The organism is Massilia sp. HP4, assembly GCF_005222695.1.
Classification (GTDB): domain Bacteria; phylum Pseudomonadota; class Gammaproteobacteria; order Burkholderiales; family Burkholderiaceae_D; genus Telluria.
In genome coordinates, this window is record NZ_STGG01000012.1 from 476,049 (window position 1) to 498,111 (window position 22,063).

The window sequence follows — 22,063 nt, forward strand, 5'->3', positions numbered from 1 at the left end:
CAAGGTGGATGAAAGAATGCAGCCGCACCATGTTTAAAAGTTATGAGCGTTGCTTGCGGATGGCTGCACGGCCTATGATACGCAACGCCCAACAGGACCTGCCGTCATGACATTCCGCTACGCCGCCGCCCTCGTATTCACCCTGTCCTGCCTCGGTGCGCAGGCGGCCCAGGAACAGGCGCAGCCGCAGCCGGTACTGCAGCCGAAGCAGAAAGTGCTGCGCATGTTCCTGTCCACCAGCGAAACCGGGCTCGACCCTGCGGTGGCGTCCGACAACGCCACCCTGTCGCTGCTGGAAAACCTGTTCGATCCGCTGCTGCGCTACGACTACCTGGCGCGCCCGGCCAGGCTGCGCCCGAACACGGCGACCGCGATGCCCGAAGTCAGCGCCGACGGCCTGACCTATACCTTCCGCATCCGCCCGGGCATCCATTTCACGCCCGACCCGGCCTTCAAGGGCGTGAAACGCGAAGTGACCGCCGCCGATTATGTGTACAGCCTCGAGCGTCTGCGCGACCCGTCGCTCAGGTCGCCCTGGTCGTATATGGTCGAAGGCAAGCGGGCCGAGGCCGTCGACCGCTATACGCTGCGCATCCGCCTGGCCGCGCCCGACAACAACTTCCTGTTCTATCTCGCGACCCCGGCCACCGGCGTGGTGGCGCGCGAAGTGATCGAGGCCTATCCGGGCCAGGCCGGCAACCATCCGGTGGGCACGGGACCGTTCATGATTGGCGAATGGAAGCGCAGCGACCGCATCGTCCTGCTGGCCAACCCGTATTCGACGGCGGTGTTCACCGCCACGCCGGGCGACAACCCCGAAGACCGGGCCATCGCCGCCGCCCTGGACGGAAAACGCCTGCCGCGGGTGGCCCGGATCGACGTCAAGATCGCCGAGGAATTCCAGGGCCGCATGCTGGGCTTCCTGAACGGCGAATACGATTACCTCGAGCAGATTCCCGAATCGATGACCGAGATGGTGGTGCACGACGGCGCCCTGAAGCCCGGGCTGGCGGCGCGCGGCATCGTGTTGTCGCGCTTCCCCGTGCTGCAGACCTACTATATGTGGATGAACATGAACGACCCGGTGGTCGGCGGCTACGGCAAGGGCGCGGTGGCGCTGCGGCGCGCGATCTCGCTGTCGTACAACAGCGCCGAGGACATCGCACTGCTCAAGAAGGGTTTCGCGATCAAGGCCGAATCGCCGCTGCCGCCCAATGTGCTCGGCTACGACCCCAATTACCGCAGCCCCGTGCCCTACGACCCGGCCCTGGCCAATGCGCTGCTGGACCGCCATGGCTACGGCGGACGCGATCCCGACGGATTTCGGCGCGCGCCCGGCGGCAAGCCGCTGACCCTGACCATGCATAGCGAAGCCACCGTCGGCGGCCGCCTGCGCGACGAGCTGTGGCGAAAATGCCTGAACGCGATCGGCCTGCGCGTGGTGTTCAAGTCGGACAAGAAGACCGAGATCATCAAGGCCTCGCGCCTGGGCACGGTCCAGATGTTCGAGAGTAACTGGATCGCCGACTTCCCCGACGGCGACAATTTCTACCAGCTGCTGTACGGCCCCAACGCGGGCCGTGCCAACTATGCCCGCTTCAACCTGCCCGAGTACAACGTGCGCTACGAAAGGGCGCGCATGCTCAGCGATGGTGCACAGCGCAATAAGCTGTATTTCGAGATGAACCAGCTGATCCACGCCTATAACCCATGGGTCCCATTGACCCATGTGCTGTCTGGCGACCTGCGTCATCCGTGGCTGAAAAACTACAAACGACATCCGGTCGAATTCACGACCTGGCGTTACCTCGATGTCGATGTTGCGCAAAGAGCACGTGGTGCCAGAGGCAAGCGTTAGATTTCGTTAGTTTTTCCTAAATAAAATATTCCCGCTGGTTATACTGCCCTCTGGATAATTCATTGGCACCTGCGAAATTTGTGGGCGTACTCTGAAATCAGAACATAACGTAATGCTAAGAGCGAACTAGCCATTACGAAGAGAGCAGGCCAGGCGTGCACCTTGCAGTGCACCAATCTGGCCCAAGACCGCCAAGGGAAACGTTAGGAGAAACACGGTGAAATTGAAAAAACTGGCACAGTTGATGGCCCTCATGGGCGTGGCCGCCCCGATCGTGGCGCAAGCCCAGGCACAAAGCGAGGCGCCGATGCAGCGGGTGGAAATCACCGGCTCGAGCATCAAGCGCATCGCCAAGGAAGGTGCGCTGCCGGTTGAAATCATTTCGCGCAAACAGCTCGAAGACCAGGGCATCGTGACGGCCGAGCAGCTGATCGCCACCCTGAACGTGAACGGCAACGGCTCCGACAACCTGGCGTCGAACGCCGACGTGACGTCCGGCGCCCAGCGCGGCAACAACGGCGCCTCGAGCGCCAACCTGCGCGGCCAGGGTTCCGATTCGACCCTGGTCCTGCTCAACGGCCGCCGCGTCGCGACCCACGGCATGAAAGGTTCCGCGGTGGACCTGAACTCGATCCCGATGGCGGCGGTCGAGCGCGTCGAAGTGCTCAAGGACGGCGCCTCGGCCGTCTACGGCACCGACGCGATCGGCGGCGTGATCAACTTTATCCTGCGCAAGAACTACAAGGGCCTGGAAGCCCAGGCCTTCACCGACGTGACCGAAGCGGGCGGCGGCGAGATCGGCCGCGCGACCCTTACCGGCGGCTGGGGCGACCTCGATACCCAGGGCTGGAACGTGCTGGTGACGGCCGCCCACAGCGAGAACAAGGCGCTGCGCGGCGACCAGCGCGATTTCGTGAACACCTTCCAGCCGAACCGCGGCGTGTCGGTCGATACGCGCGGCACCCCAAGCGGCAATATTTTCGCGACGACGCTGGGTCCGTCCCTGCTGTCGCCAACCGGCACCGGCCCGACCCTGCCGGGCGGAAACGTGGCCTTCAACGGCATCAGCCTGCTCGACCTGCCGGGCGGCCCCGGCTGCGACAGCATCGACGGCATGGGCGCCTACGACGAGAAGCTGTGGGATTCGCCCGGCTCGGCCTATGGCTGCGCCTGGGATACCGGCCGCGCCGCGGTGCTGCAGCAGCCGGTCAAGAATTCCAATGCGCTGGCACGCGCGACCTTCCGCCTGGGCGAGCATGAATTCTTTGCCGAAGGCGTGGGCTCGCGCGTCGAAGTGGCCAAGCGCTTCTCGCCGAACCAGATTTCGCCGTCGGCCTCGACCTTCGGCCCCAGCTCCTTCTATCCAAGCACCGGCGCCGCCTACAACGATGTGTATAACGCGCTGGTCAAGGTGTTCCCGGGCATTTCGGCCAACTACGGCCTGCCGATCGCCTACCGCTGGCGCTGCATGGAGTGCGGCAACCGCGAGATCGAGACCGAGACCAAGGCCGGCCGCGTGCTGGTCGGGGCCGACGGTCCGTTGAACCTGTTCGGCAAGCGCTACGACTATCGTGTGGGCCTGTCGCGCGCCTTCAGCGAATCGGATTCGACGCTGGGCACCGGCTACAACTACACCAGGGCGCTGGCCGACGTGCTCGGTTCGGGCATCGTGAATCCCTTCCTGCTGCCGGGCCAGACCCAGAGCCAGGAAGCGATCGATGCGATCCGCGCCACGTCGGCCGCCGGTGTGGTGATGTATGGCGGCAAGGTGACCATGACCCAGTTCGACGCCGCGATCTCGGGCGAACTGTTCAACCTGCCGGCCGGCCCCGTGCTGGCCGCACTCGGCACCGACCTGCGCCGCGAGGAATACAAGTTCAACGGCGACCGCCGCGCCGCCAATGAACGTCCGGCGATCCTGAACGCGCCGTTCGACGACGTCAATGCGCTGGACCAGGTCAAGCGCGACATCAAGGCGATCTACGCCGAGGTGCTGGTGCCGGTGACCCAGGCGCTGGAACTGACCTTCGCCATCCGTCGCGATGACTACACGGGCTTTGGCGCGACCACCAATCCGAAGGTCTCGTTCCGTTACCAGCCGATCCCGCAACTGATGTTCCGCGGTTCGTACAATGAGGGCTTCCGCGCGCCGTCGTTCAACCAGCTGTTCAATGGCCTGACCGAGTCGCCGTACGCCGGCAAGGACCTGGCCGATCCGGCCACCTGCCCGAGCGGCCGCGTCGACAGCACGATCGCCGGCTGCCAGGCTGTCAACCCGGTCACTGTCACCGGCGGCAAGGATACGCTGGGACCTGAAACGGCCAAGCAGGCCAGCCTGGGCGTGGTGTTCGAGCCGACCAGCTACTTCTCGGCCAACGCCGACCTGTGGGAGATTCGCAAGGAAAACACGATCGATTCGTTCAACGTGGCGACCATGGTGGAGAACTACAACCTGTTCCAGGAGCAGTTCATCCGCGACCAGGCCGGCAACCTGGTGGTGATCGACCAGCGCTGGCTCAATGCCGGCGAGCGCATCACGCGCGGCGTCGAAGTCGGCGCCCGCCTGAACGGCAAGTTCAGCACCGGTTCGGTCTGGAGCCTGGGCATCGACGGTTCGCGCCTGCTCGAGAAGAAATCGCGCGCCACCCGCAACGCCGAATTCGGCGAGAGCGAAGTGGGCCGCTTCCTGTTCACCGGCGACCTGGGCCTGAAGTGGAAGCACAGCGCCTATGCGACCTACAAGTACGGCAACTGGAGCGGCATGCTGCAGAACATCTATCGTTCGGGCTACGACGACCAGGTGCTGCCGGGCGTGGCCAGCGGCCGTGTGACGCCGTCGAACTACCAGCGCAAGGTCGACGACTACTCGATCTTCAACCTGTCGGTGAACTATACGGGCTTCCAGAACCTGACCCTGACCGCGGGTGTCAAGAACCTGCTCGACGAAGATCCGCCGTTCGCGATCACCTACGACAGCAATACCGGCGCCGGCAGCAGCTGGGAACCGCGGGTTGCCGATCCGCGTGGCCGCTCGTTCACCCTGATGGCCAACTACAAGTTCTTCTGATTGCTCTACACTGAGGGCCCGCGCCGCGGCAGGTTTCGACCTCCCGGTGCGGGCCGTTTTTCTTTTGGAGCGCCACCGCACGCATGAAGATCAGCCGCCGCAGTTTTGGCGCCATCGCCGCCGCCTTGTCCTTGCCCACGTTTGCCGCAGCACGTCCGCATTCCCCACGTCCTATGAAGAAACTGATCAAACCTCCTCGCTTGCGCCAGGGGGATACCGTCGGCCTGATCGCGCCCGGCGGCTACACGAGCGACCGCTCCATCGAGAAGGCGGTGCGCAATATCGAGGCGCTGGGCTTTCGCGTCAAGCAGGGCGCGTATCTGCGCGAGGTGTTCGGCAACTATGCGGGGTCGAGCGAGCAGCGCCTGGCCGACCTGCACGCGATGTTCGCCGACCCCAAGGTCAAGGCGATCTGGCCGATCCGCGGCGGCTCGGGCTGCATCTCGCTGCTCGCCGGGCTGGACTACGACCTCATTCGCCGCAATCCGAAGGTCCTGATCGGATACTCCGACATCACGGCGCTGCACCTTGCGATCTACAAGCAAACCGGCCTGGTGACCTTCCACGGGCCGGTGGCCTCGTCGACCATGACGCCGTATTCGACGCAGCACATGATGGCGGTGCTGACCGAGCCGCAGGCCAGCTACACGATCCCGATGTCATCGGAGAATGCCGAGCGTGCGCCCAGCGAACCGCATTTCGGCGTCCACACCTTCACCCACGGTGTAGCGACCGGCCCGCTGATGGGCGGCAACCTGTCGCTGGTGGCGGCGCTGGCCGGCACGCCGTATGCGGCCGACATCAGGGACAGCATCCTGTTCCTGGAAGAGGTCAACGAGGCGCCGTACCGTATCGACCGCTGGATGACCCAGCTCGACCTGGCGGGCGGCTTCAGGAACGCGGCGGCGCTGGTGGTCGGCATCTGCGAAAACTGCGGGCCGGAGCACGAGGACATCTCGCTCACGCTGGAGCGCACGCTGGGCCTGCACCTGCATCCGCTGACCATCCCGGCGGTGTCGGGCTATTCGATCGGTCACATCCGCAACCAGTTCACCCTGCCGATGGGAATCCAGGCGCGGATCGATACCCGCGCCCAGACGATCACCTTGCTGGAGTCCGCGGTTACCTGACCCGCCGGCTCATCATGACCGAGCCGTGCGATTCGCCGTCGATACGATACAGGTCGGGCACTTCGCCGGTGACGACGAAGCCGGCGCGCTCGTACAGCCGGCGCGCGGCGAGGTTCACCGTCAGCACATCCAGGTCGACCCATTCGAGCGGCGGCGTCGCGCCGGCCCAGGCCAGCGCCGTCTCGACCAGTTGGCGGCCCAGTCCAAAGCGCCGATAGTCGCGGTGTACACCCATGCCAAGCAGTGCCCGATGGCGCGAGGCCGGATCGGACCGCGCGCGCAGGTCGACGTGGCCGGCGATCGCGCCCAGCGTATCGAGTGCGATCCACATATGACGCCAGCCCGGCTGGCCGAACGGCACCGAGAAGCTGGCGGCGAAGGCCGCCGCCTTTTCGGGCGGCACGCGTGACGCAAGGCGCGACAGCGGCTGGAACAAGGGCATGCCGTCACGCCCGTTCTCCTGGAGCTGGTCGTCGAGATACTGGAAAAGCTGCGCCAGCCGCTCGGGCGCCAGCGGTACGATCTGGAGGATGGGCAAGCTCACAGCGCGCGTGCGATCAGGATCTTCTGGATGTCGCTCGTGCCTTCATAGATCTGGCACACACGCACGTCGCGGTAGATGCGCTCGACCGGGAAGTCGGCCACATAGCCGTAGCCGCCGAACACCTGCATCGCGCTCGAGACGACGTTCTCGGCCATCTCGGACGCGAACAGCTTGGCCATCGCCGCCTCTTTCAGGCAGGGCAGGCCCGCATCCTTCATCGCCGCCGCATGCAGGATCAGCTGGCGCGCGGCCTCGATCTTCATCGCCATCTCGGCCAGGCGGAACTGCACCGCCTGGTGCTCGAAGATCGGCTTGCCGAAGCTCTCCCGTTCCTTCGCATAGGCCAGCGCCGCCTCATACGCGGCGCGCGCCATGCCGACCGATTGCGAGGCGATGCCGATACGCCCGCCCTCGAGGCCGGACAGGGCGATCTTGTAGCCCATGCCTTCCTCGCCGATCAAGTTCGCCGCCGGCACGCGGCAGTTGTCGAACACGATCTGCGCCGTGTCCGACGAATGCTGGCCCATCTTGTGCTCGATGCCGGCCACGATGTAGCCAGGAGTGTCGACCGGCACCCAGAACGCGCTGATGCCCTTCTTTCCGGCGGCCTTGTCGGTGACGGCCATGACGATCGCCACGTCGCCATGCTTGCCGCTGGTGATGAACTGCTTGGTGCCGTTGATGACGTAATAGTCGCCGTCACCGCCTTTTTCACGTACTGCCGTGGTGCGCAGCGCCGCCGCATCGCTGCCGGTATGCGGCTCGGTCAGGGCGAAGGCGCCCAGCAGCTCGCCTTGCGCGAGAGGACGCAGCCAGCGCTGTTTCTGTTCCTCGTTCGCGTACATCATGGCGATGCTGCATACCGGGCAATTGTTGACCGAGATGATGGTCGAGGTGCCGCCGTCGCCGGCCGCGATCTCCTCGAGCACCAGCGCCAGCGACACATAGTCGAGGCCCGCGCCGCCATATTGCTCTGGCACCGCCACGCCGAAGGCGCCCAGGGTCGCCAGCTCCTTGAGCTCTTCCTTCGGGAAGTGGTGCTCGCGGTCCCAGCGCGCGGCGTTGGGGGCGAGGCGCTCCTGCGCAAAGCTGCGCAGGGCGTCGCGGATCATCTGGTGTTCTTCGCTCAGGATCATGGTGTCTCGTGTGTTCTTGTATGTGGATGACGGCTCACCAGGCGATCGGCGCGCCGTCGTGGTTCAGGAAGCTGCCGTTGGCGCTGGCGTTCGCCTTCTCGAGCGTGGCGCGCAGGTCGCGCACGCTGTGTTCCGGCGTGAGGGCCGCGCCGGAACCGCCCATATCGGTCTGGACCCAGCCCGGATGGAAGGCGATGCAGGTCACGCCCTGCGCGCCATAGGTGATGGAGGCGTCCTTGAGCACGGAGTTGAGCGCAGCCTTGCTCGCGCGGTACAGGGTACCCTGGGTGTCGGACCGCTCGCCGATCGAGCCCATGCGCGAGGACAGCACGGCCAGCTTGCCGCGGGTGTCGGCCAGCAGCGGGCCGACGATGGGGATCAGGCGCATCGCGGCCAGCACGTTGGTGTGCATGACGGCGTCGAATTCGGGACCGGTCGGGAAGCTGCCGTGGTCCGGGCCGTAGACGCCCGCCACCAGCCAGGCGCTGTCGATCTTTTCATCGTCCAGGCGCCAGCCCAGTGCGGCGATCGATTCGGCGCTCGTGACGTCCAGCTGGTGCGCCACCGCGCCCATGTGAACCAGCGCGTTGCAGTCTTCCTGCTTGCGCGCGGTGGCGATGACGCGCCAGCCATCCGCGCGGTATTGGCGGACCATTTCTTGCCCGATGCCGCGCGAGGCGCCGACGATCAATACGGTAGGCATGATGAACTCCTTGTGAACGATGTTTGAAAAGACGTCTTCAATGTTCGCATGGTTTGTTCATCATTGCCGCGCGCTGGTAGAAGGGATTACACCAGCTCGACCGCCATGGCGGTGGCTTCGCCGCCGCCGATGCACAGCGCGGCCACGCCGCGCTTGCCGCCGCTGCGCTTGAGCGCGCCGAGCAGGGTGACGACGATGCGCGCGCCCGAGGCGCCGATCGGATGGCCCAGCGCGCAGGCGCCGCCATGGACGTTGACCTTGCTGTGCGGGATGTCGAGGTCGCGCATGGCGGCCATCGGCACCGCGGCGAAGGCTTCGTTGATCTCGAACAGGTCGACGTCGCCGGCGGTCCAGCCGGTTTTCTTGAACAGCTTCTGCATCGCGCCGATCGGTGCAGTGGTAAACAGGTTCGGCTCTTGCGCGTGGGTAGCGTGGCCCAGCACGCGCGCGATCGGGGTGAGACCCAGCTCTTTTGCCTTCGATTCGCGCATCATGACCAGCGCGGCGGCGCCGTCGTTGATCGACGACGACGAGGCGGCGGTCACGGTGCCATCCTTTTTAAAGGCCGGCTTGAGCGACGGGATCTTGTCGACCTTGGCCTTGAGCGGACCTTCGTCCTTGTCGATCACGGTCTCGCCCGCGCGGCTGGTGACGGTAACCGGCGCGATTTCCCAGTCGAAGCCGCCGTCGGTGCTGGCGGCCTGCGCGCGCTTGACCGAGGCGATCGCGAACGCATCCTGCTCTTCGCGGGTGAACTGGTAAGTGGCCACGCACTCTTCGGCGAAGGTGCCCATCGAGCGGCCTTCGCCGGTTTTTTCGTTGCGCGAATAGGCGTCTTCGAGGCCGTCGAGCATCATGTGGTCGAACATCGGCGCGTGGCCGATGCGGTAGCCGCCGCGTGCCTTCGGGATCAGGTAGGGCGCGCCCGTCATCGATTCCATGCCGCCGGCGACCACGATGTCGGCGCTGCCGGCCACCAGCTGGTCGTGGGCGAAGATGGCGCTCTGCATCGCCGAGCCGCACATCTTGGACAGCGTGACGGCGCCGGTCGACATCGGCAGGCCGGCCTTGATCAGCGCCTGGCGCGCCGGGGCCTGGCCCTGGCCCGCCATCAGGCAGTTGCCGAAGTAGACGTGCTCGACCGACTCGGGAGCGACGCCGGCGCGCTCGACGGCGGCCTTGATCGCCACCGCGCCAAGGTCGCTCGCGGTCTTGGAAGAAAAATCGCCCTGGAAGGCGCCCATCGGGGTGCGCGCGGCGCCGACGATAACGACTGGATCGTTCATGGTGTTGTTCTCCTGATATACGTTACATGGTTTCGCCGAACAGCTCGCGGCCGATCAGCATGCGGCGGATTTCGCTGGTGCCGGCGCCAATCTCGTACAGCTTGGCGTCGCGCCACAGGCGGCCGACCGGGTATTCATTGATGTAGCCGTTGCCGCCCAGGGTCTGGATCGCCTCGCCCGCCATCCAGGTGGCTTTCTCGGCGCTGTACAGGATGGCGCCGGCGGCGTCCTTGCGCAGGGCGCGCACCTGCTCGGGCCCGGTGGCGCGGTCGCAGGCCTGGCCCACGGCATACACATAGGCGCGGCAAGCCATCATGGTCGAATACATGTCGGCGATCTTGCCCTGCATCAGCTGGAACTCACCGATCGCCTGGCCGAACTGCTTGCGGTCGTGGATATACGGCACCACCGCGTCCATGCAGGCCGACATGATGCCCAGCGGGCCGCCGGACAGCACGGTGCGCTCGAAATCCAGGCCCGACATCAGCACATTGACGCCCTTGCCGATACCGCCCAGCACGTTCTCGACGGGCACTTCGCAATCCTGGAACACCAGTTCGCCGGTGTGCGAGCCGCGCATTCCCAGCTTGTCCAGTTTCTGGGCGACCGAGAACCCTTTGAAACCTTTTTCGATCAGGAAGGCGGTCATGCCGCGCGGGCCGGCGTCGAGGTCGGTCTTGGCGTACACCACCAGGGTATCGGCGTCGGGACCGTTGGTGATCCACATCTTGCTGCCGTTCAGCACGTAGCGATCGCCCTTGAGGTCGGCGCGCAGCTTCATGCTGACCACATCGGAGCCGGCATTCGGCTCGGACATCGCCAGCGCACCCACGTGCTCGCCCGAGATCAGCCGAGGCAGATAACGACGTTTTTGCTCTTCGTTGCCGTTACGCTTGATCTGGTTGACGCACAGGTTCGAGTGGGCGCCATACGACAGGCCGACCGAGGCCGAGGCGCGCGAGATCTCTTCCATGGCGACGATGTGGGCCAGGTAACCCATATTGGCGCCGCCATATTCCTCGCTCACGGTGATGCCCAAGAGGCCCAGCTCGCCCATCTTCTTCCACAAGTCCATCGGGAACTGGTCGCTGCGGTCGATCTCCGCCGCGCGCGGCGCGATTTCGCTTGCCGCGAATTGTTGGACTGCTTCGCGCAGCGCGGCGATGTCTTCGCCATGGTCAAAGGTCAAGCCAGGAAGGTGCAGCATGTCGTCCTCACGGTGAACGGTGGTTGGGCAGATGGGACAGCCAATGAAGGAATATCATACTCGCCTGTTACGTTAACGTAAACGTCAACCATCTGCCGAAAAAAAGGCGGGAACCTCGGTTCCCGCCTTCAGGCTTCAGGCCGCGGCCGCGGCCGCCTTCTCGCCGCGGTCCGCGTCTTCGCTGAGCAGGCGGCGGCATTCGTCTTCGTGGGCCGCGATCTCTTCCAGTGCCATCTCGATATCGGCGCGCTGCTGTTCCAGCGTCAGCCGCTGCTGGCCCAGCACGCCCAGGAAGCGGTTGATCTGGGCCACGGTGTCCTTCGGCGACTCGTACATGTCGACGATGCTTTTAATTTCGGACAAGGTCAGGCCGAGGCGCTTGCCGCGCAGGGTCAGTTTCAGGCGGGTGCGGTCGCGCGGGGTATACACGCGGTTGCGTCCGCCCACGCCTTCGCGCATGGGGCTGAGCAGGCCCTGGTCTTCATAAAAACGGATCGCCCTGGCGGTGATGTCGAATTCGCGTGCCAGTTCGGCGATGGTATAGGTAGTAGGCATGAGTTTCAGGGCGGTTGGGAAACGATGGCGCGAATCGCTTAGAATCGAAAGCGAACCCACGGTTGCCGTTTACGTTAACTGTCTCGTCGCATTGTAGCGCGCTCCGCGCACCCGGAAAACGAAAGATTGCCATGAACGCCCTTGAAGCCCAGCTGGATTATCCCTTCGACGACACTATCCCCGCCCGCGGCGCCGTGCACGACATCGTGCCTGGCCTTCGCTGGGCGCGCATGCCATTGCCGTTTGCGCTGGATCATATCAATGTGTGGCTGCTGGAAGACGAGCTCGAGGGGCAGCGTGGCTGGAGCCTCATCGACACCGGCGCCGGGACCGACGCCACCCGCGCCGCCTGGGAGCAAGTGCTGGCCGAGGGCCTGGATGCCCAGTCGCTCGTGCGCGTGATCGCCACCCATTGCCATCCCGACCACGTGGGCCTGTCGGGTTGGTTGTGCGAGCGCTTCGATGCGCCGTTCTGGACTACTACGGGCGAGTTCGGCTTCATGCGCATGATGGCGGCGGCGCTGCCCGGCGTGGACGGGCCGTCGGCCATTCCCCACTTCGAGCGCCACGGATTGCTTGACGCAGCGATGCTGGACCAGATGCGCAGCCGCCGTAATTACTATCCTTCACTGGTGCCATCGGTACCGCAAGGTTATACTCGATTACAGGATGAGCAGGTCGTAAGGATTGGCCGGCACGACTGGCGCGTAATTACCGGCTTCGGCCATTCTCCGGAACACGCCTCGCTGTATTGCGCGGAGCTGAACGTGCTGGTGTCGGGCGATATGGTGTTGCCGCGCATCTCGACCAACGTTTCGGTGTTTGCGGTCGAGCCCGAAGGCAATCCGCTCCAGCTCTACCTCGATTCGCTGTCGAAGTTCGCCGGGCTGCCCGACGACGTGCTGGTGCTGCCTGCCCACGGCAAGCCGTTCCGCGGCCTGCACACCCGCATCGCCCAGTTGCGCGAACACCACTTAGCGCGCCTGGCCGAGGTGATCGAGGCCTGCGCCACGCCACAATCGGCGGTGGACATCGTGCCGATCATGTTCCGCCGGCCGCTCGATGCCCACCAGCTCAGCTTTGCACTGGGCGAGGCACTGGCCCACTTGCACAAGCTCTGGCGCGACGGCGAATTACGGCGGGTCAAAGGTAACGATGGCGTAATAAGATTTCAACAAATCTAACAATTAAATTGTAACCATTGGATACAATTTTTTTGGGACATGCATTCCAGTTATCTTGTCTAAGTAATGCTGCGTACACTTATTCATTTTGAATAATAGAATATTTAGTGAAAAACATCCTTTACTGTATTGCTGTTGGGTATTAGTTGCATTAGGCGTAAAAACTCTTAAAAAACCACATCATTGTTACATTTTAGTTGTATGATTTGGACCCCATGGCTTCTCATCCATAAGAGAGAAGAAGCCGCCCGTCCAGTCTATACAACCTAGTATCACGATGAACTCAACGAATGAACGGGAGAGCTTCAGCGAGCGTCTGCAGCAGGCCCTGAAAAACGCCCATTACTCGCCCGACAGCCCCACCCGCCTGGCCCGAGAATTTAATATCCGCTTCGAAGGTCGTCCGATCACGGTCCACGCAGCCCGCAAATGGCTGGTAGGTGAAGCCATTCCGACGCAAGAAAAGCTGCGCATGATCGCCCAATGGCTGGGCGTACCAGCCGATTGGCTGCGTTTCGGCGGCGCCGAGCAGGCCGCCAGCACCGATGCCGCCAACGGCGGCGCCCGCTTTGAGTCGGCCGACGTCAAGCTTATTGCAGATTTGCAACGCCTGGATGAACACCACCGCCAGCTGGCGCGCGAGTTCATCCGCATGCTGGTGCGCATGAATCACCAGAAGGCAGAGGCGAAGTAAGCCGGTTTCCTCGAGACTTGCACTTTTCGACATGCCGGCCGCACAAACGACCGCAGCTGGGTCATAATCTGTTCAGGTGGCAGCATGTTCGCCACCGCCCCAGGTCCACCCAGGAGCAGCTGACGCATGCGAAACAACTACGCCAATACCGCCCAGCTCAAGGATTTGATGACTGCGCCGCCAATGACGGCAGCGCGTCATGCCGAGGTCATGCGAGAGCGCAACGCCCGGCGACGAATGCTTGAAGAGGCGCGCGAGTTGAAGAAGTCCGAGGACAAGCAGTACGACGACAAGCGTTGAGCACAGCGCCGGCAGGACGCAGGCGCCGCGCTTTACACGTCTTGTTCGCCCTTCATGCCGCCCCAGCGGGCGGCTTGGGCATTCTCTATCCCTAATAAATCCACGACACGGTCGACCGTGTGCTCGACCATGTCCGCAATCGTCGCTGGCCGGTGATAAAAACTTGGCAGGGGAGGGAAGACGATGCCGCCCATTTCGGTCACGGCCGTCATATTGCGCAGGTGGGCCAGGTTGAAGGGCGTTTCGCGCACCATCAGCACCAGGCGCCGGCGTTCCTTCAGGACCACGTCGGCCGCGCGTGTCACAAGGTTGTCGGAAAGACCATGGGCCACCGCCGCCAGCGTTTTCATCGAGCAGGGGGCGATCACCATGCCGTCGGTCTGGTACGACCCGCTGGCGATCGAGGCGCCAATGTCGCGGTTGCGGTGGACGACATGGGCCAATGCTTCGGCGTCGCGCCGCTGCAGGCCGAGTTCCTGGTGCAGGGTGAGGGAGGCGGCGTCGGAAATGACCAGGTGGGTCTCGACGCCAGGGGTGGCGTGCAGCCGCCGCAGCAGCTGCACGCCATAGGTCGCGCCGGTCGCGCCCGTGATGGCGACAATGATTCGGCGGTCGCCACCGCGGCGCGGACGCTCAGTCATGCTTCAGTCTTTTTTGAACAGGGTCTGCAGTTCGCCAGAGTCGTACATCTCGTTCATGATGTCGGTGCCGCCGATGAACTCGCCGTTCACGTACAGCTGCGGAACGGTTGGCCAGTTCGAGAAGTCCTTGATGCCCTGGCGAACTTCAGGGTCGTCCAGCACATTGACGGTGGCAACATTGTCAACGCCGCAGGCTTTCAGGATCTGGATGGCGCGGCCCGAGAAGCCGCACTGCGGGAACTGGGCGGTGCCCTTCATGAACAGCACGACCGGGGTGGAGGTCACGGTTTCTTTGATCCAGGTTTGCACATCGCTCATTTTGATTCTGCCTTTGAAGAAAAGGAATAAGTAGATGGCGACATTCTATAAGAAATCGATGTGGGGAGCATCGCCATCGACCGCCACTAGTCTGCGGTATCATCGACCAGTTCAAGATTAACAAGAAAGACGATGAAGACGTTTGCTACCTTGCCACCCATCGCCATGTGGGTGTTTGCGGCCTTGCTGGGGCTGCCTGCCTTGTACGATTTGTTCGTCGCCTTCTCGCGCGGCTGGCTGGCCGGCATCTTCTTCGCAATCGGTCCCTTGATGATGGCGCTGTACCTGGCCTGGTGCGCCTGGCAGCGCAAGGCCGGCCGCAGCGCGCTGATCGCGTCGCGGCGCGCCACCCTGGTCGGCTACATCTGCTTCGGCGCCTTCGCCGGCAGCTTCCTGGTCAAGATCATGACCCAGGGTTCGTCGCTCAAGCTGGCTGGGTATGCGGCCGGCATTGCGGTATGATCCCAAGGTTTGTCACCTGATATCGGAGTAAAGATGCAGCAACCTCGCCCGCGCGTACCGTCGCCGACCATGAATTTCGTGATCGCCGCCCTGCTGGGCGTTCCCGGCATGCTGAACGTCTATGGCGGCATCACCCGCTCGAGCCCGGGCGACATCCTGTCGGGCCTGGCCGCGCTGGTGTACGCCGCGCTGCTGGTGCGCGACGCCCTGCACATCAAGAAGACCGGCCTGCCGGCGATTCCGCAGGCGAAGATGCTGCTGATCGGCTTTGGCTGCCTGACGGTCTACCTGATCGGCATGTTCATGAAGCACAGCGGATAACATCGCGCGTTGCGGGCCGGCGGCCCGCCCCCGCCATCCCCCGCCTTATTTACGCAGCTTGGCGAAAGCATCCGCCATCGCATTATTCGACGGCGGCGCCGCACGTTCCTGGCGCTGGTGCTGGGCCACCCGCTTGGCGTCGTTGCGGTCGGCGCGCTGCTCGGGCCGCGAACCGGCTTGCGGCGCGCTGTCCGTCAAGCGCATGGTAAGCGCGATGCGCTTGCGCTTGGGGTCCACTTCCAGCACCTTGACCTTCACTACCTGGCCGGCCTTGACCACCGTGTGCGGATCCTTGACGAAGGTGTTCGACAGCGCCGAGATGTGGACCAGGCCGTCCTGGTGCACGCCGATGTCGACAAAGGCGCCGAAGGCCGCGACGTTGGTCACCACGCCTTCCAGGATCATGTCCGGCCGCAGGTCCGAGATCTCTTCCACGCCTTCCTTGAAGGTGGCGGTCGTGAATTCCGGACGCGGGTCACGGCCCGGCTTTTCCAGCTCTTTCAGGATGTCGCTCACGGTCGGCACGCCGAACTTCTCGTCGGCGTACTTCGATGGATTGAGCCCCTTGAGCAGCGAGCCGTCGCCGATCACGGCCTTCATGTCGCGCTTCACGTCGGCCAGGATCTTCTCGACCACCGGATACGATTCCGGGTGCACCGCCGACGCGTCCAGCGGATTGGCGCCGTTCACGACGCGCAGGAAGCCCGCCGCCTGCTCGAAGGTCTTGTCGCCCAGGCGCGGCACTTTCTTGAGCGCCGCGCGCGAGGCGAAGGCGCCATTGGCGTCGCGATAGGCCACGATGCCCTGGGCCACCGTGTTCGACAGGCCCGAGACCCGCGCCAGCAGCGGCGCCGAGGCGGTATTCACGTCCACCCCCACCGCATTGACGCAATCCTCGACCACGGCGTCGAGCGAGCGCGCGAGCTGGGTCTGCGATACATCGTGCTGGTACTGGCCGACGCCGATCGATTTCGGGTCGATTTTCACCAGCTCCGCCAGCGGGTCCTGCAGGCGGCGCGCGATCGAGACCGCGCCGCGCAGCGAGACATCCATATCGGGCAACTCGCGCGAGGCGAATTCGGACGCCGAATACACCGAAGCGCCGGCTTCCGACACCACGATCTTGGTCAGCTTGAGGTCGGGCTGCTGTTTGATGAGGTCTTGCGCCAGCTTGTCGGTCTCGCGCGAACCGGTGCCGTTGCCGATCGAGATCAGCGACACCTGGTGCCTGGCCGCCAGCTGGCCCAGCGTGTGCAGCGCGCCATGCCAGTCGTTGCGCGGCTGGTGCGGATAGACGGTGGCGGTGTCGACCACCTTGCCGGTGGCGTCGACCACGGCCACCTTGACGCCGGTGCGCAGGCCGGGATCGAGGCCCATGGTGGCGCGCTGGCCGGCCGGCGCCGCCAGCAGCAGGGCCTTCAGGTTGCGCGCGAACACGCCGATCGCGTCCTGTTCAGCCTTGTCGCGCAGGGCGCCCATCAACTCGGTATCCAGGTGCATGAAGCTTTTGACGCGCCAGGTCCAGCGCGCGGTGTCCTGCAGCCATTTGTCGGCCGGGCGGCCCTGTGCCTTGATCCCGAAGCGCGCCGCGATGCGGCCTTCGCAGGAGTTCAGCGGTGCATCCCACTTCGGCTTCTCGGGCTCGGTGTCCAGGCGCAGGGAGACGTCCAGCACGCCCTCGCGGCGGCCGCGCAGCAGGGCCAGCGCGCGGTGCGAGGGCACGGCTGCCAGGGGTTCGTTGTAGTCGAAGTAGTCGGCGAATTTTTCGCCTTCGTCTTCCTTGCCGGCGACGACCTTCGATTCGACTACGCCGTGCTCCTGTACGTACTCGCGCAGCGATTGCAGCAGCTCGGCGTCTTCGGCAAAGCGCTCCATCAGGATCTGGCGCGCGCCGTCCAGGGCCGCCTTGGTATCCGCCACGCCGGGGTTGGCGCCGCCATCGGCGTTGGTAAACGCCTCGCGCAGGTAGCCGTTCGCGACGTCTTCGGGGGCGAGCGAGGGATCGGCCAGCAGGCTGTCGGCCAGCGGCGCCAGGCCCGCCTCGATCGCGATCTGGGCCTTGGTGCGGCGCTTCTGCTTGTACGGCAAATACAGGTCTTCGAGCCGGGTTTTATCCTCGGCCAGGGCGATGGCCTGCATCAGCTCGGGCGTCATCTTGTTCTGCTCCGTGATCGAGGCAATGATCGTGGCGCGGCGGTCTTCGAGCTCGCGCAGGTAGCGCAGGCGTTCTTCCAGCAGGCGTAGCTGGATGTCGTCGAGACCGCCCGTGGCTTCCTTGCGGTAGCGGGCGATGAAGGGCACGGTGGCGCCTTCGTCGAGCAGGGCGATGGCGGCGGCCACCTGGGCGGGCCTGGCGGCGAGTTCTTGGGCGAGGCGTTGTTCGATGGATGGCAGCATGGATCGTGGATCGTTGTATCGAAGGTCAAGCGATCAATGATACCCGCTCACTGGCGATGCGCCAGTCTTGACAGCGCCACACGAACATGAGAGAACAACCGGTTGACGTGAAAGCGTGCGCAGTGCGCACTGATGAGATTTGTCCGCTACGTGCGATTCCGAACAAAACGGAAGTGTTCGTATGCGAGATAATGTCGTTTATTGCCTTTTTTGATACGAAGCCACGGGACCCAATGACCACAGTCGATTATCTTCGCGAGAAAGCCGGCGACGCAGCTCCGGTCCGCGCTCCCGCACGTTCCCCGGCCCTTCCCGCGCCGGTGGTGAGCTGGCTGCAGCGGGTCGAGGCGGCAGCCCACCCCCAGCCGAAGCTGACCGACGAAGTCGTCGACCCCAAGGCCGCGCAATACAAATTCGTCTACGTCATGGCACCCACCAGCGGCGGCCGCCACGTCGCCCTGTGCCTGTGCAAGGCGCGCCTGCGTCCGAACGGCGACGTGGCCGCGGCCAGTCCGGTGAGCGAAGTATTCTCGCTGCTGTCGGCGCCGCCCGCCTACCTCGAAGGCGACGACGTCGACCTGGTGCGCTTCTTCATCGCCATGCGCAGCGGGTCGGCCCAGGGCACCAGCGCCACCGAACCCAAAGGCAAGGTCGGCGCGATCCTGCTGCAGATGCTGCTCGAGCAGGGCAAGCTGCTGTGGGCGAACTCGTGGTCCGACATGGCCAGCGGCCTGGTGTATCCGCTGCAGGGCGGCCCGACCCGCCTGGCCAGCCTGGCCTGGCGCGACGAAGGCCGCGTGGCCAAGCTCGGATGGTCGGTGGAGCCGGTGGGCGGCGGCGCCACCCACAACGCGGCCGACCAGATCGACTACATGCTGCCGACCGATCCGCCGTGGTATATCGACAACCTGTCGTGCGGGCCGCTCGACCTGAATCGCGGCGGCATCGACATCTCGCTGGCCGAATTGCAGGCCCTGGTGGCGCAAGCCCCGACCCTGACCGGCACCGATAAAAAACGCGTCTCGCAGCTGTTGCTGGCGCACGGCCTGCAGGCCCTGATGCCGCTGCCGCAGCCGCTCACCCAGCGCCTGCGGAATGACGTCAAGCCGATTCCGCACCTGATGCTCGATGCGGTGCAGCTCGCCGACGGCAACGTCACGCGCTGGCAAGACTTCGCCGTGCTGGCCTTCGACTACGACGGCCAGCGCGTCTCGTTCGACCCGTCGCAGCGCGTGGTGCGCCAGGTCGGCGACCTTACCGAGATCATCGAACGCGATCCGAAGGCCGAGAGCGACGCCCTGGATAAACTGGGCGAGATCGGTTTCCGCAAGCCGGCCACCGCGCCGTTCAACGCCATGGCCGGCGCGCTGCAGCTCGAAAGCCAGGCGCACTGGCTGCGCTTTGCCGAAAACGACGTCGACGCGCTGTCCGACGCCGGCTGGCACCTGCAGAAATCGAACAAGTACCGGTATGACGTGGTGCCGGTCGAAGACTGGTATGCCGATATCGACGAACCGGCCGAGGCAGGCAACGCCTGGTTCGAGCTGGAACTGGGCATCGTGGTGGCAAAGAAGCGCGTGCCGCTGCTGCCGGTGCTGGTGCAGCTGATCCGCAGCGCGCCGCTCGAATTCGACCCGGCCGTGCTGGCCGCCCATGGCGAGGCCGACCAGATGCTGGCCGTGCTGCCCGATGGCGCGCGCGTGGCGCTGCCGTGGGGCCGCTTGAAGCCCATCCTGGCCACCCTGGGCGAGCTGTATTTCAACGACAAGATCAAGGGCAAGCTGCGCCTGTCGACGCTCGACGCGGCCCGCCTCGAAGAACTGGCGCGCGGCGTCGAGCTGCGCTGGACCGGCGGCGAGCGCTTGCGCGAGACTGGCCGCAAACTGAGCCAGTTCGGGGCCGTGAAGAAGGTCGAGGCGCCAGTCGGACTTCAAGCAACACTGCGCGACTACCAGCTCGACGGCCTGTCGTGGATGCAGTTCCTGCGCGAGTACGACCTGGGCGGCATCCTGGCCGACGATATGGGCCTCGGTAAAACCGTGCAGACGCTGGCCCACATCCTCACCGAGAAAGAGGCCGGGCGCCTGACCAGCCCGGCCCTGGTGATCGCCCCGACCAGCCTGATGGCCAACTGGTGCGACGAAGCCGCGCGCTTCGCGCCGAGCCTCAAGGTCCTGCTCTTGCAGGGCAAGGAGCGCATGGACCAGTTCGACCAGATCGATGGCGCCGACATCGTCCTGACCACCTATGCGCTGCTGCCGCGCGATGAGGAAGAACTGCGCAAGCACCACTACCACCTGGTGATCCTGGACGAATCGCACTACATCAAGAACACCCGCTCCAAGGCGGCGCAGACGGCCGGCTCGCTCGACGCCAGCCATCGCCTGTGCCTGTCGGGCACCCCGCTCGAGAACCACCTGGGCGAGCTGTGGTCGCAGTTCCACTTCCTGCTCCCGGGCCTCCTGGGCGACGAGAAGACCTTCAATACGCAGTTCCGCCATCCGATCGAACGGCAAGATGACCCGGTGCGCCGCACCCTGCTCAATCGCCGCATCCGTCCCTTCCTGCTGCGCCGCACGAAGGACAACGTGGCCAAGGAACTGCCGCAAAAGACCGAGATGGTGCGCCGCATCGAGCTGTCCGGCCCGCAGCGCGACCTGTACGAAACCGTGCGCCTGGCGATGGACAAGAAGGTGCGCGACGAGATCGACCGCAAGGGCGTGGCGCGCAGCCAGATCGTCATCCTCGAGGCGCTGCTCAAGCTGCGCCAGGTCTGCTGCGATCCGCGCCTGGTGAAGGCGATGCCGTCCAAGAAGAACACGGCGGCAGTGTCGGCCAAATTGACCGACTTGATGCAGATGGTCGAAGACCTGCTGGGCGAGGGCCGCAAGATCCTCGTGTTCTCGCAGTTCACCAGCATGCTGGGCCTGATCGAGGAAGAACTCGACGCCCGCAACATCCCCTATGCGATCCTGACCGGCGAGACGCGCGACCGCTCGGCCCAGGTAGCGGCTTTCCAGCAGGGCGCGGTGCCGATCTTCCTGATCAGCCTGAAGGCCGGCGGGGTCGGGCTCAATCTCACAGCGGCCGATACCGTGATCCACTACGATCCGTGGTGGAACCCCGCGGCCGAAAATCAAGCGACCGACCGCGCCTGGCGCATCGGGCAAGACAAGCCCGTGTTCGTCTACAAGCTGATTGCGAAAGGCACGCTGGAAGAAAAGATCCAGCTCTTGCAGCAGAAGAAATCGGAGCTGGCGCAGTCGATCCTGTCCGAAGGCGAGTCGCAGAAGATGGCGCTCACGCAAGAAGACCTGCAGGCGATCTTCGCGCCGCTGGACGACTAAACGTTCGTCGCGCCCAGATGGGACAGCAGGCTGCGCATCGGTGCGGCCAGGCTGTCCCAGTCTTTCCAGCACAGGCATAGCTGGCGCCGCGCCCACGGCTCGTCCAGCGCGATCGTGCGAAAGCCGTAGCGGCGCCGGTTACGCGTGGCGACGTTCTGCGGCACGATCCCGATGCCCACGCCATGCGCCACCATCTCGCATAATCCCGTAAACGTCGTCATCCGGATGCGCAACGCCAGCGTGCGCCCGGACGCCAGTGCCTGCGCGTCGATGTAGTCCTGCAGGGCGCTGCCGTGCGCCAGGCCGACGAAGGCTTCGTTCAGCACCTGCGCCAGCCGTAGCCTTCCCGCATCCGCCAGCCGGTGTCCGGGCGCCATGATCAGCACCAGGTGGTCCCGTTCGACCGGCTGCAGGTGCAATCCAGCCGCCTCGACCGCATCCGACACCACGCCCGCCTCGACCAGCCCGGCCGCGATCGCGCGCACGATGTCGGCGCTGGTGCGTTCCTTCAGTTCGACGTGCAGGCGCGGGCGCCCGGCCAGCCAGGGCGCCAGCCGGCGTGGTAGAAATTCCGCCAGCGCCGCGGTGTTGGCATGCAGGTGCAGGGTGCCCTGGACGCCGTGCGCGAAATCGCGCAGCTCGCCCTTGAGCAGCGCCTGCTGGCGCAGGATCAGGCGCGCGTGATGGGCCAGCGCCTCGCCGGCCTGGGTGGCGACCACGCCGCGCGGCCGGCGTTCGAACAGCATCACGCCGGCATCGAACTCGATGCTGCGCAACCGCTCGCTGGCCGAGGCCAGCGCCAGGTTGGCGCGCGCGGCGCCGGCCGAGATGCTGCCGGCGTCGAGGATGGACAAGAACAGCTGCAGGTCGGCCAGGTCGAGCCGCATGGTGCGCCTTTCTCTGCCTTCGGATT

At 64.8% G+C, this 22,063-nt stretch carries 19 protein-coding genes; 9 read left to right on the plus strand and 10 right to left on the minus strand.

Going from position 1 to position 22,063, the window contains the following annotated elements:
• Positions 1-106: 106 nt before the first annotated feature.
• The 3 genes from E8M83_RS07610 (at position 107) to E8M83_RS07620 (ending at position 6,055) form a co-directional block, all read left to right on the plus strand.
• Positions 107-1,858 (plus strand): ABC transporter substrate-binding protein, encoded by a 1,752-nt coding sequence (locus E8M83_RS07610; protein ID WP_137172744.1) that lies wholly within the window; start codon positions 107-109, stop codon positions 1,856-1,858.
• A gap of 217 nt (positions 1,859-2,075) precedes the next feature.
• Entirely contained in the window at positions 2,076-4,925 is a 2,850-nt protein-coding gene (locus E8M83_RS07615) for a TonB-dependent receptor domain-containing protein (protein ID WP_137172745.1), read from the plus strand.
• 83 nt (positions 4,926-5,008) lie between these two features.
• Positions 5,009-6,055, plus strand: coding sequence for an LD-carboxypeptidase (locus tag E8M83_RS07620; protein ID WP_137172746.1), 1,047 nt, complete (start codon positions 5,009-5,011; stop codon positions 6,053-6,055).
• Here E8M83_RS07620 and E8M83_RS07625 read toward each other — a convergent pair.
• The 6 genes from E8M83_RS07625 to E8M83_RS07650 all read right to left on the minus strand — a co-directional run bounded on the left by E8M83_RS07625 (position 6,048) and on the right by E8M83_RS07650 (position 11,486).
• Positions 6,048-6,599: a GNAT family N-acetyltransferase gene (locus E8M83_RS07625; RefSeq protein ID WP_137172747.1), complete on the minus strand. Its 552-nt coding sequence runs from the start codon at positions 6,597-6,599 to the stop codon at positions 6,048-6,050. The two genes, E8M83_RS07620 and E8M83_RS07625, sit on opposite strands and share 8 nt — an antisense overlap.
• On the minus strand, positions 6,596-7,735 hold the full coding sequence (locus E8M83_RS07630) for an acyl-CoA dehydrogenase family protein (protein WP_137172748.1): 1,140 nt from the start codon (positions 7,733-7,735) through the stop codon (positions 6,596-6,598). Before E8M83_RS07630 ends, E8M83_RS07625 begins: the two co-directional genes overlap by 4 nt.
• A gap of 34 nt (positions 7,736-7,769) precedes the next feature.
• Positions 7,770-8,438, minus strand: a complete 669-nt coding sequence (locus tag E8M83_RS07635) for an SDR family oxidoreductase (RefSeq protein ID WP_137172749.1) — start codon at positions 8,436-8,438, stop codon at positions 7,770-7,772.
• Positions 8,439-8,524: 86 nt separating this feature from the next.
• Positions 8,525-9,724, minus strand: coding sequence for an acetyl-CoA C-acyltransferase (locus tag E8M83_RS07640; protein WP_137172750.1), 1,200 nt, complete (start codon positions 9,722-9,724; stop codon positions 8,525-8,527).
• 22 nt (positions 9,725-9,746) lie between these two features.
• Positions 9,747-10,931 (minus strand): isovaleryl-CoA dehydrogenase, encoded by a 1,185-nt coding sequence (locus E8M83_RS07645; RefSeq protein WP_137172751.1) that lies wholly within the window; start codon positions 10,929-10,931, stop codon positions 9,747-9,749.
• A 135-nt stretch (positions 10,932-11,066) separates the two neighbouring features.
• On the minus strand, positions 11,067-11,486 hold the full coding sequence (locus tag E8M83_RS07650; RefSeq protein WP_137172752.1) for a MerR family DNA-binding transcriptional regulator: 420 nt from the start codon (positions 11,484-11,486) through the stop codon (positions 11,067-11,069).
• 131 nt (positions 11,487-11,617) lie between these two features.
• Between E8M83_RS07650 and E8M83_RS07655 the strand changes: the two genes are divergently transcribed.
• From E8M83_RS07655 to E8M83_RS25890, 3 genes are all read left to right on the plus strand, one after another.
• Positions 11,618-12,670, plus strand: coding sequence for an MBL fold metallo-hydrolase (locus E8M83_RS07655; RefSeq protein WP_137172753.1), 1,053 nt, complete (start codon positions 11,618-11,620; stop codon positions 12,668-12,670).
• Positions 12,671-12,947: 277 nt separating this feature from the next.
• Positions 12,948-13,364, plus strand: coding sequence for a hypothetical protein (locus tag E8M83_RS07660; RefSeq protein ID WP_137172754.1), 417 nt, complete (start codon positions 12,948-12,950; stop codon positions 13,362-13,364).
• A gap of 126 nt (positions 13,365-13,490) precedes the next feature.
• On the plus strand, positions 13,491-13,664 hold the full coding sequence (locus E8M83_RS25890; RefSeq protein ID WP_170976722.1) for a hypothetical protein: 174 nt from the start codon (positions 13,491-13,493) through the stop codon (positions 13,662-13,664).
• Positions 13,665-13,696: 32 nt separating this feature from the next.
• On the opposite strand, the gene E8M83_RS07665 is transcribed toward E8M83_RS25890, so the two are convergent.
• Both E8M83_RS07665 and grxD read right to left on the minus strand, forming a co-directional pair.
• Positions 13,697-14,305 carry a UbiX family flavin prenyltransferase gene (locus tag E8M83_RS07665; protein WP_137172755.1) on the minus strand — a complete coding sequence of 203 codons (609 nt, stop codon included), beginning with the start codon at positions 14,303-14,305 and terminating at the stop codon, positions 13,697-13,699.
• Between the two features lie 3 nt (positions 14,306-14,308).
• The gene (gene grxD / locus E8M83_RS07670; protein WP_137172756.1) at positions 14,309-14,623 is read right to left on the minus strand and encodes a Grx4 family monothiol glutaredoxin; all 315 of its coding nucleotides are present in this window, start codon (positions 14,621-14,623) and stop codon (positions 14,309-14,311) included.
• 132 nt (positions 14,624-14,755) lie between these two features.
• Between grxD and E8M83_RS07675 the strand changes: the two genes are divergently transcribed.
• Both E8M83_RS07675 and E8M83_RS07680 read left to right on the plus strand, forming a co-directional pair.
• A complete protein-coding gene (locus E8M83_RS07675; RefSeq protein WP_137172757.1) occupies positions 14,756-15,085 on the plus strand; it encodes a hypothetical protein in 330 nt (109 codons plus the stop codon).
• Positions 15,086-15,118: 33 nt separating this feature from the next.
• Entirely contained in the window at positions 15,119-15,406 is a 288-nt protein-coding gene (locus E8M83_RS07680) for a hypothetical protein (protein WP_137172758.1), read from the plus strand.
• 45 nt (positions 15,407-15,451) lie between these two features.
• On the opposite strand, the gene E8M83_RS07685 is transcribed toward E8M83_RS07680, so the two are convergent.
• The gene (locus E8M83_RS07685) at positions 15,452-17,803 is read right to left on the minus strand and encodes a Tex family protein (RefSeq protein ID WP_137172759.1); all 2,352 of its coding nucleotides are present in this window, start codon (positions 17,801-17,803) and stop codon (positions 15,452-15,454) included.
• A 233-nt stretch (positions 17,804-18,036) separates the two neighbouring features.
• Between E8M83_RS07685 and E8M83_RS07690 the strand changes: the two genes are divergently transcribed.
• Positions 18,037-21,150 carry a DEAD/DEAH box helicase gene (locus E8M83_RS07690; protein WP_137172760.1) on the plus strand — a complete coding sequence of 1,038 codons (3,114 nt, stop codon included), beginning with the start codon at positions 18,037-18,039 and terminating at the stop codon, positions 21,148-21,150.
• Here E8M83_RS07690 and E8M83_RS07695 read toward each other — a convergent pair.
• The gene (locus E8M83_RS07695; protein ID WP_137172761.1) at positions 21,147-22,037 is read right to left on the minus strand and encodes a LysR family transcriptional regulator; all 891 of its coding nucleotides are present in this window, start codon (positions 22,035-22,037) and stop codon (positions 21,147-21,149) included. The two genes, E8M83_RS07690 and E8M83_RS07695, sit on opposite strands and share 4 nt — an antisense overlap.
• Between the last annotated feature and the right edge of the window lie 26 nt (positions 22,038-22,063).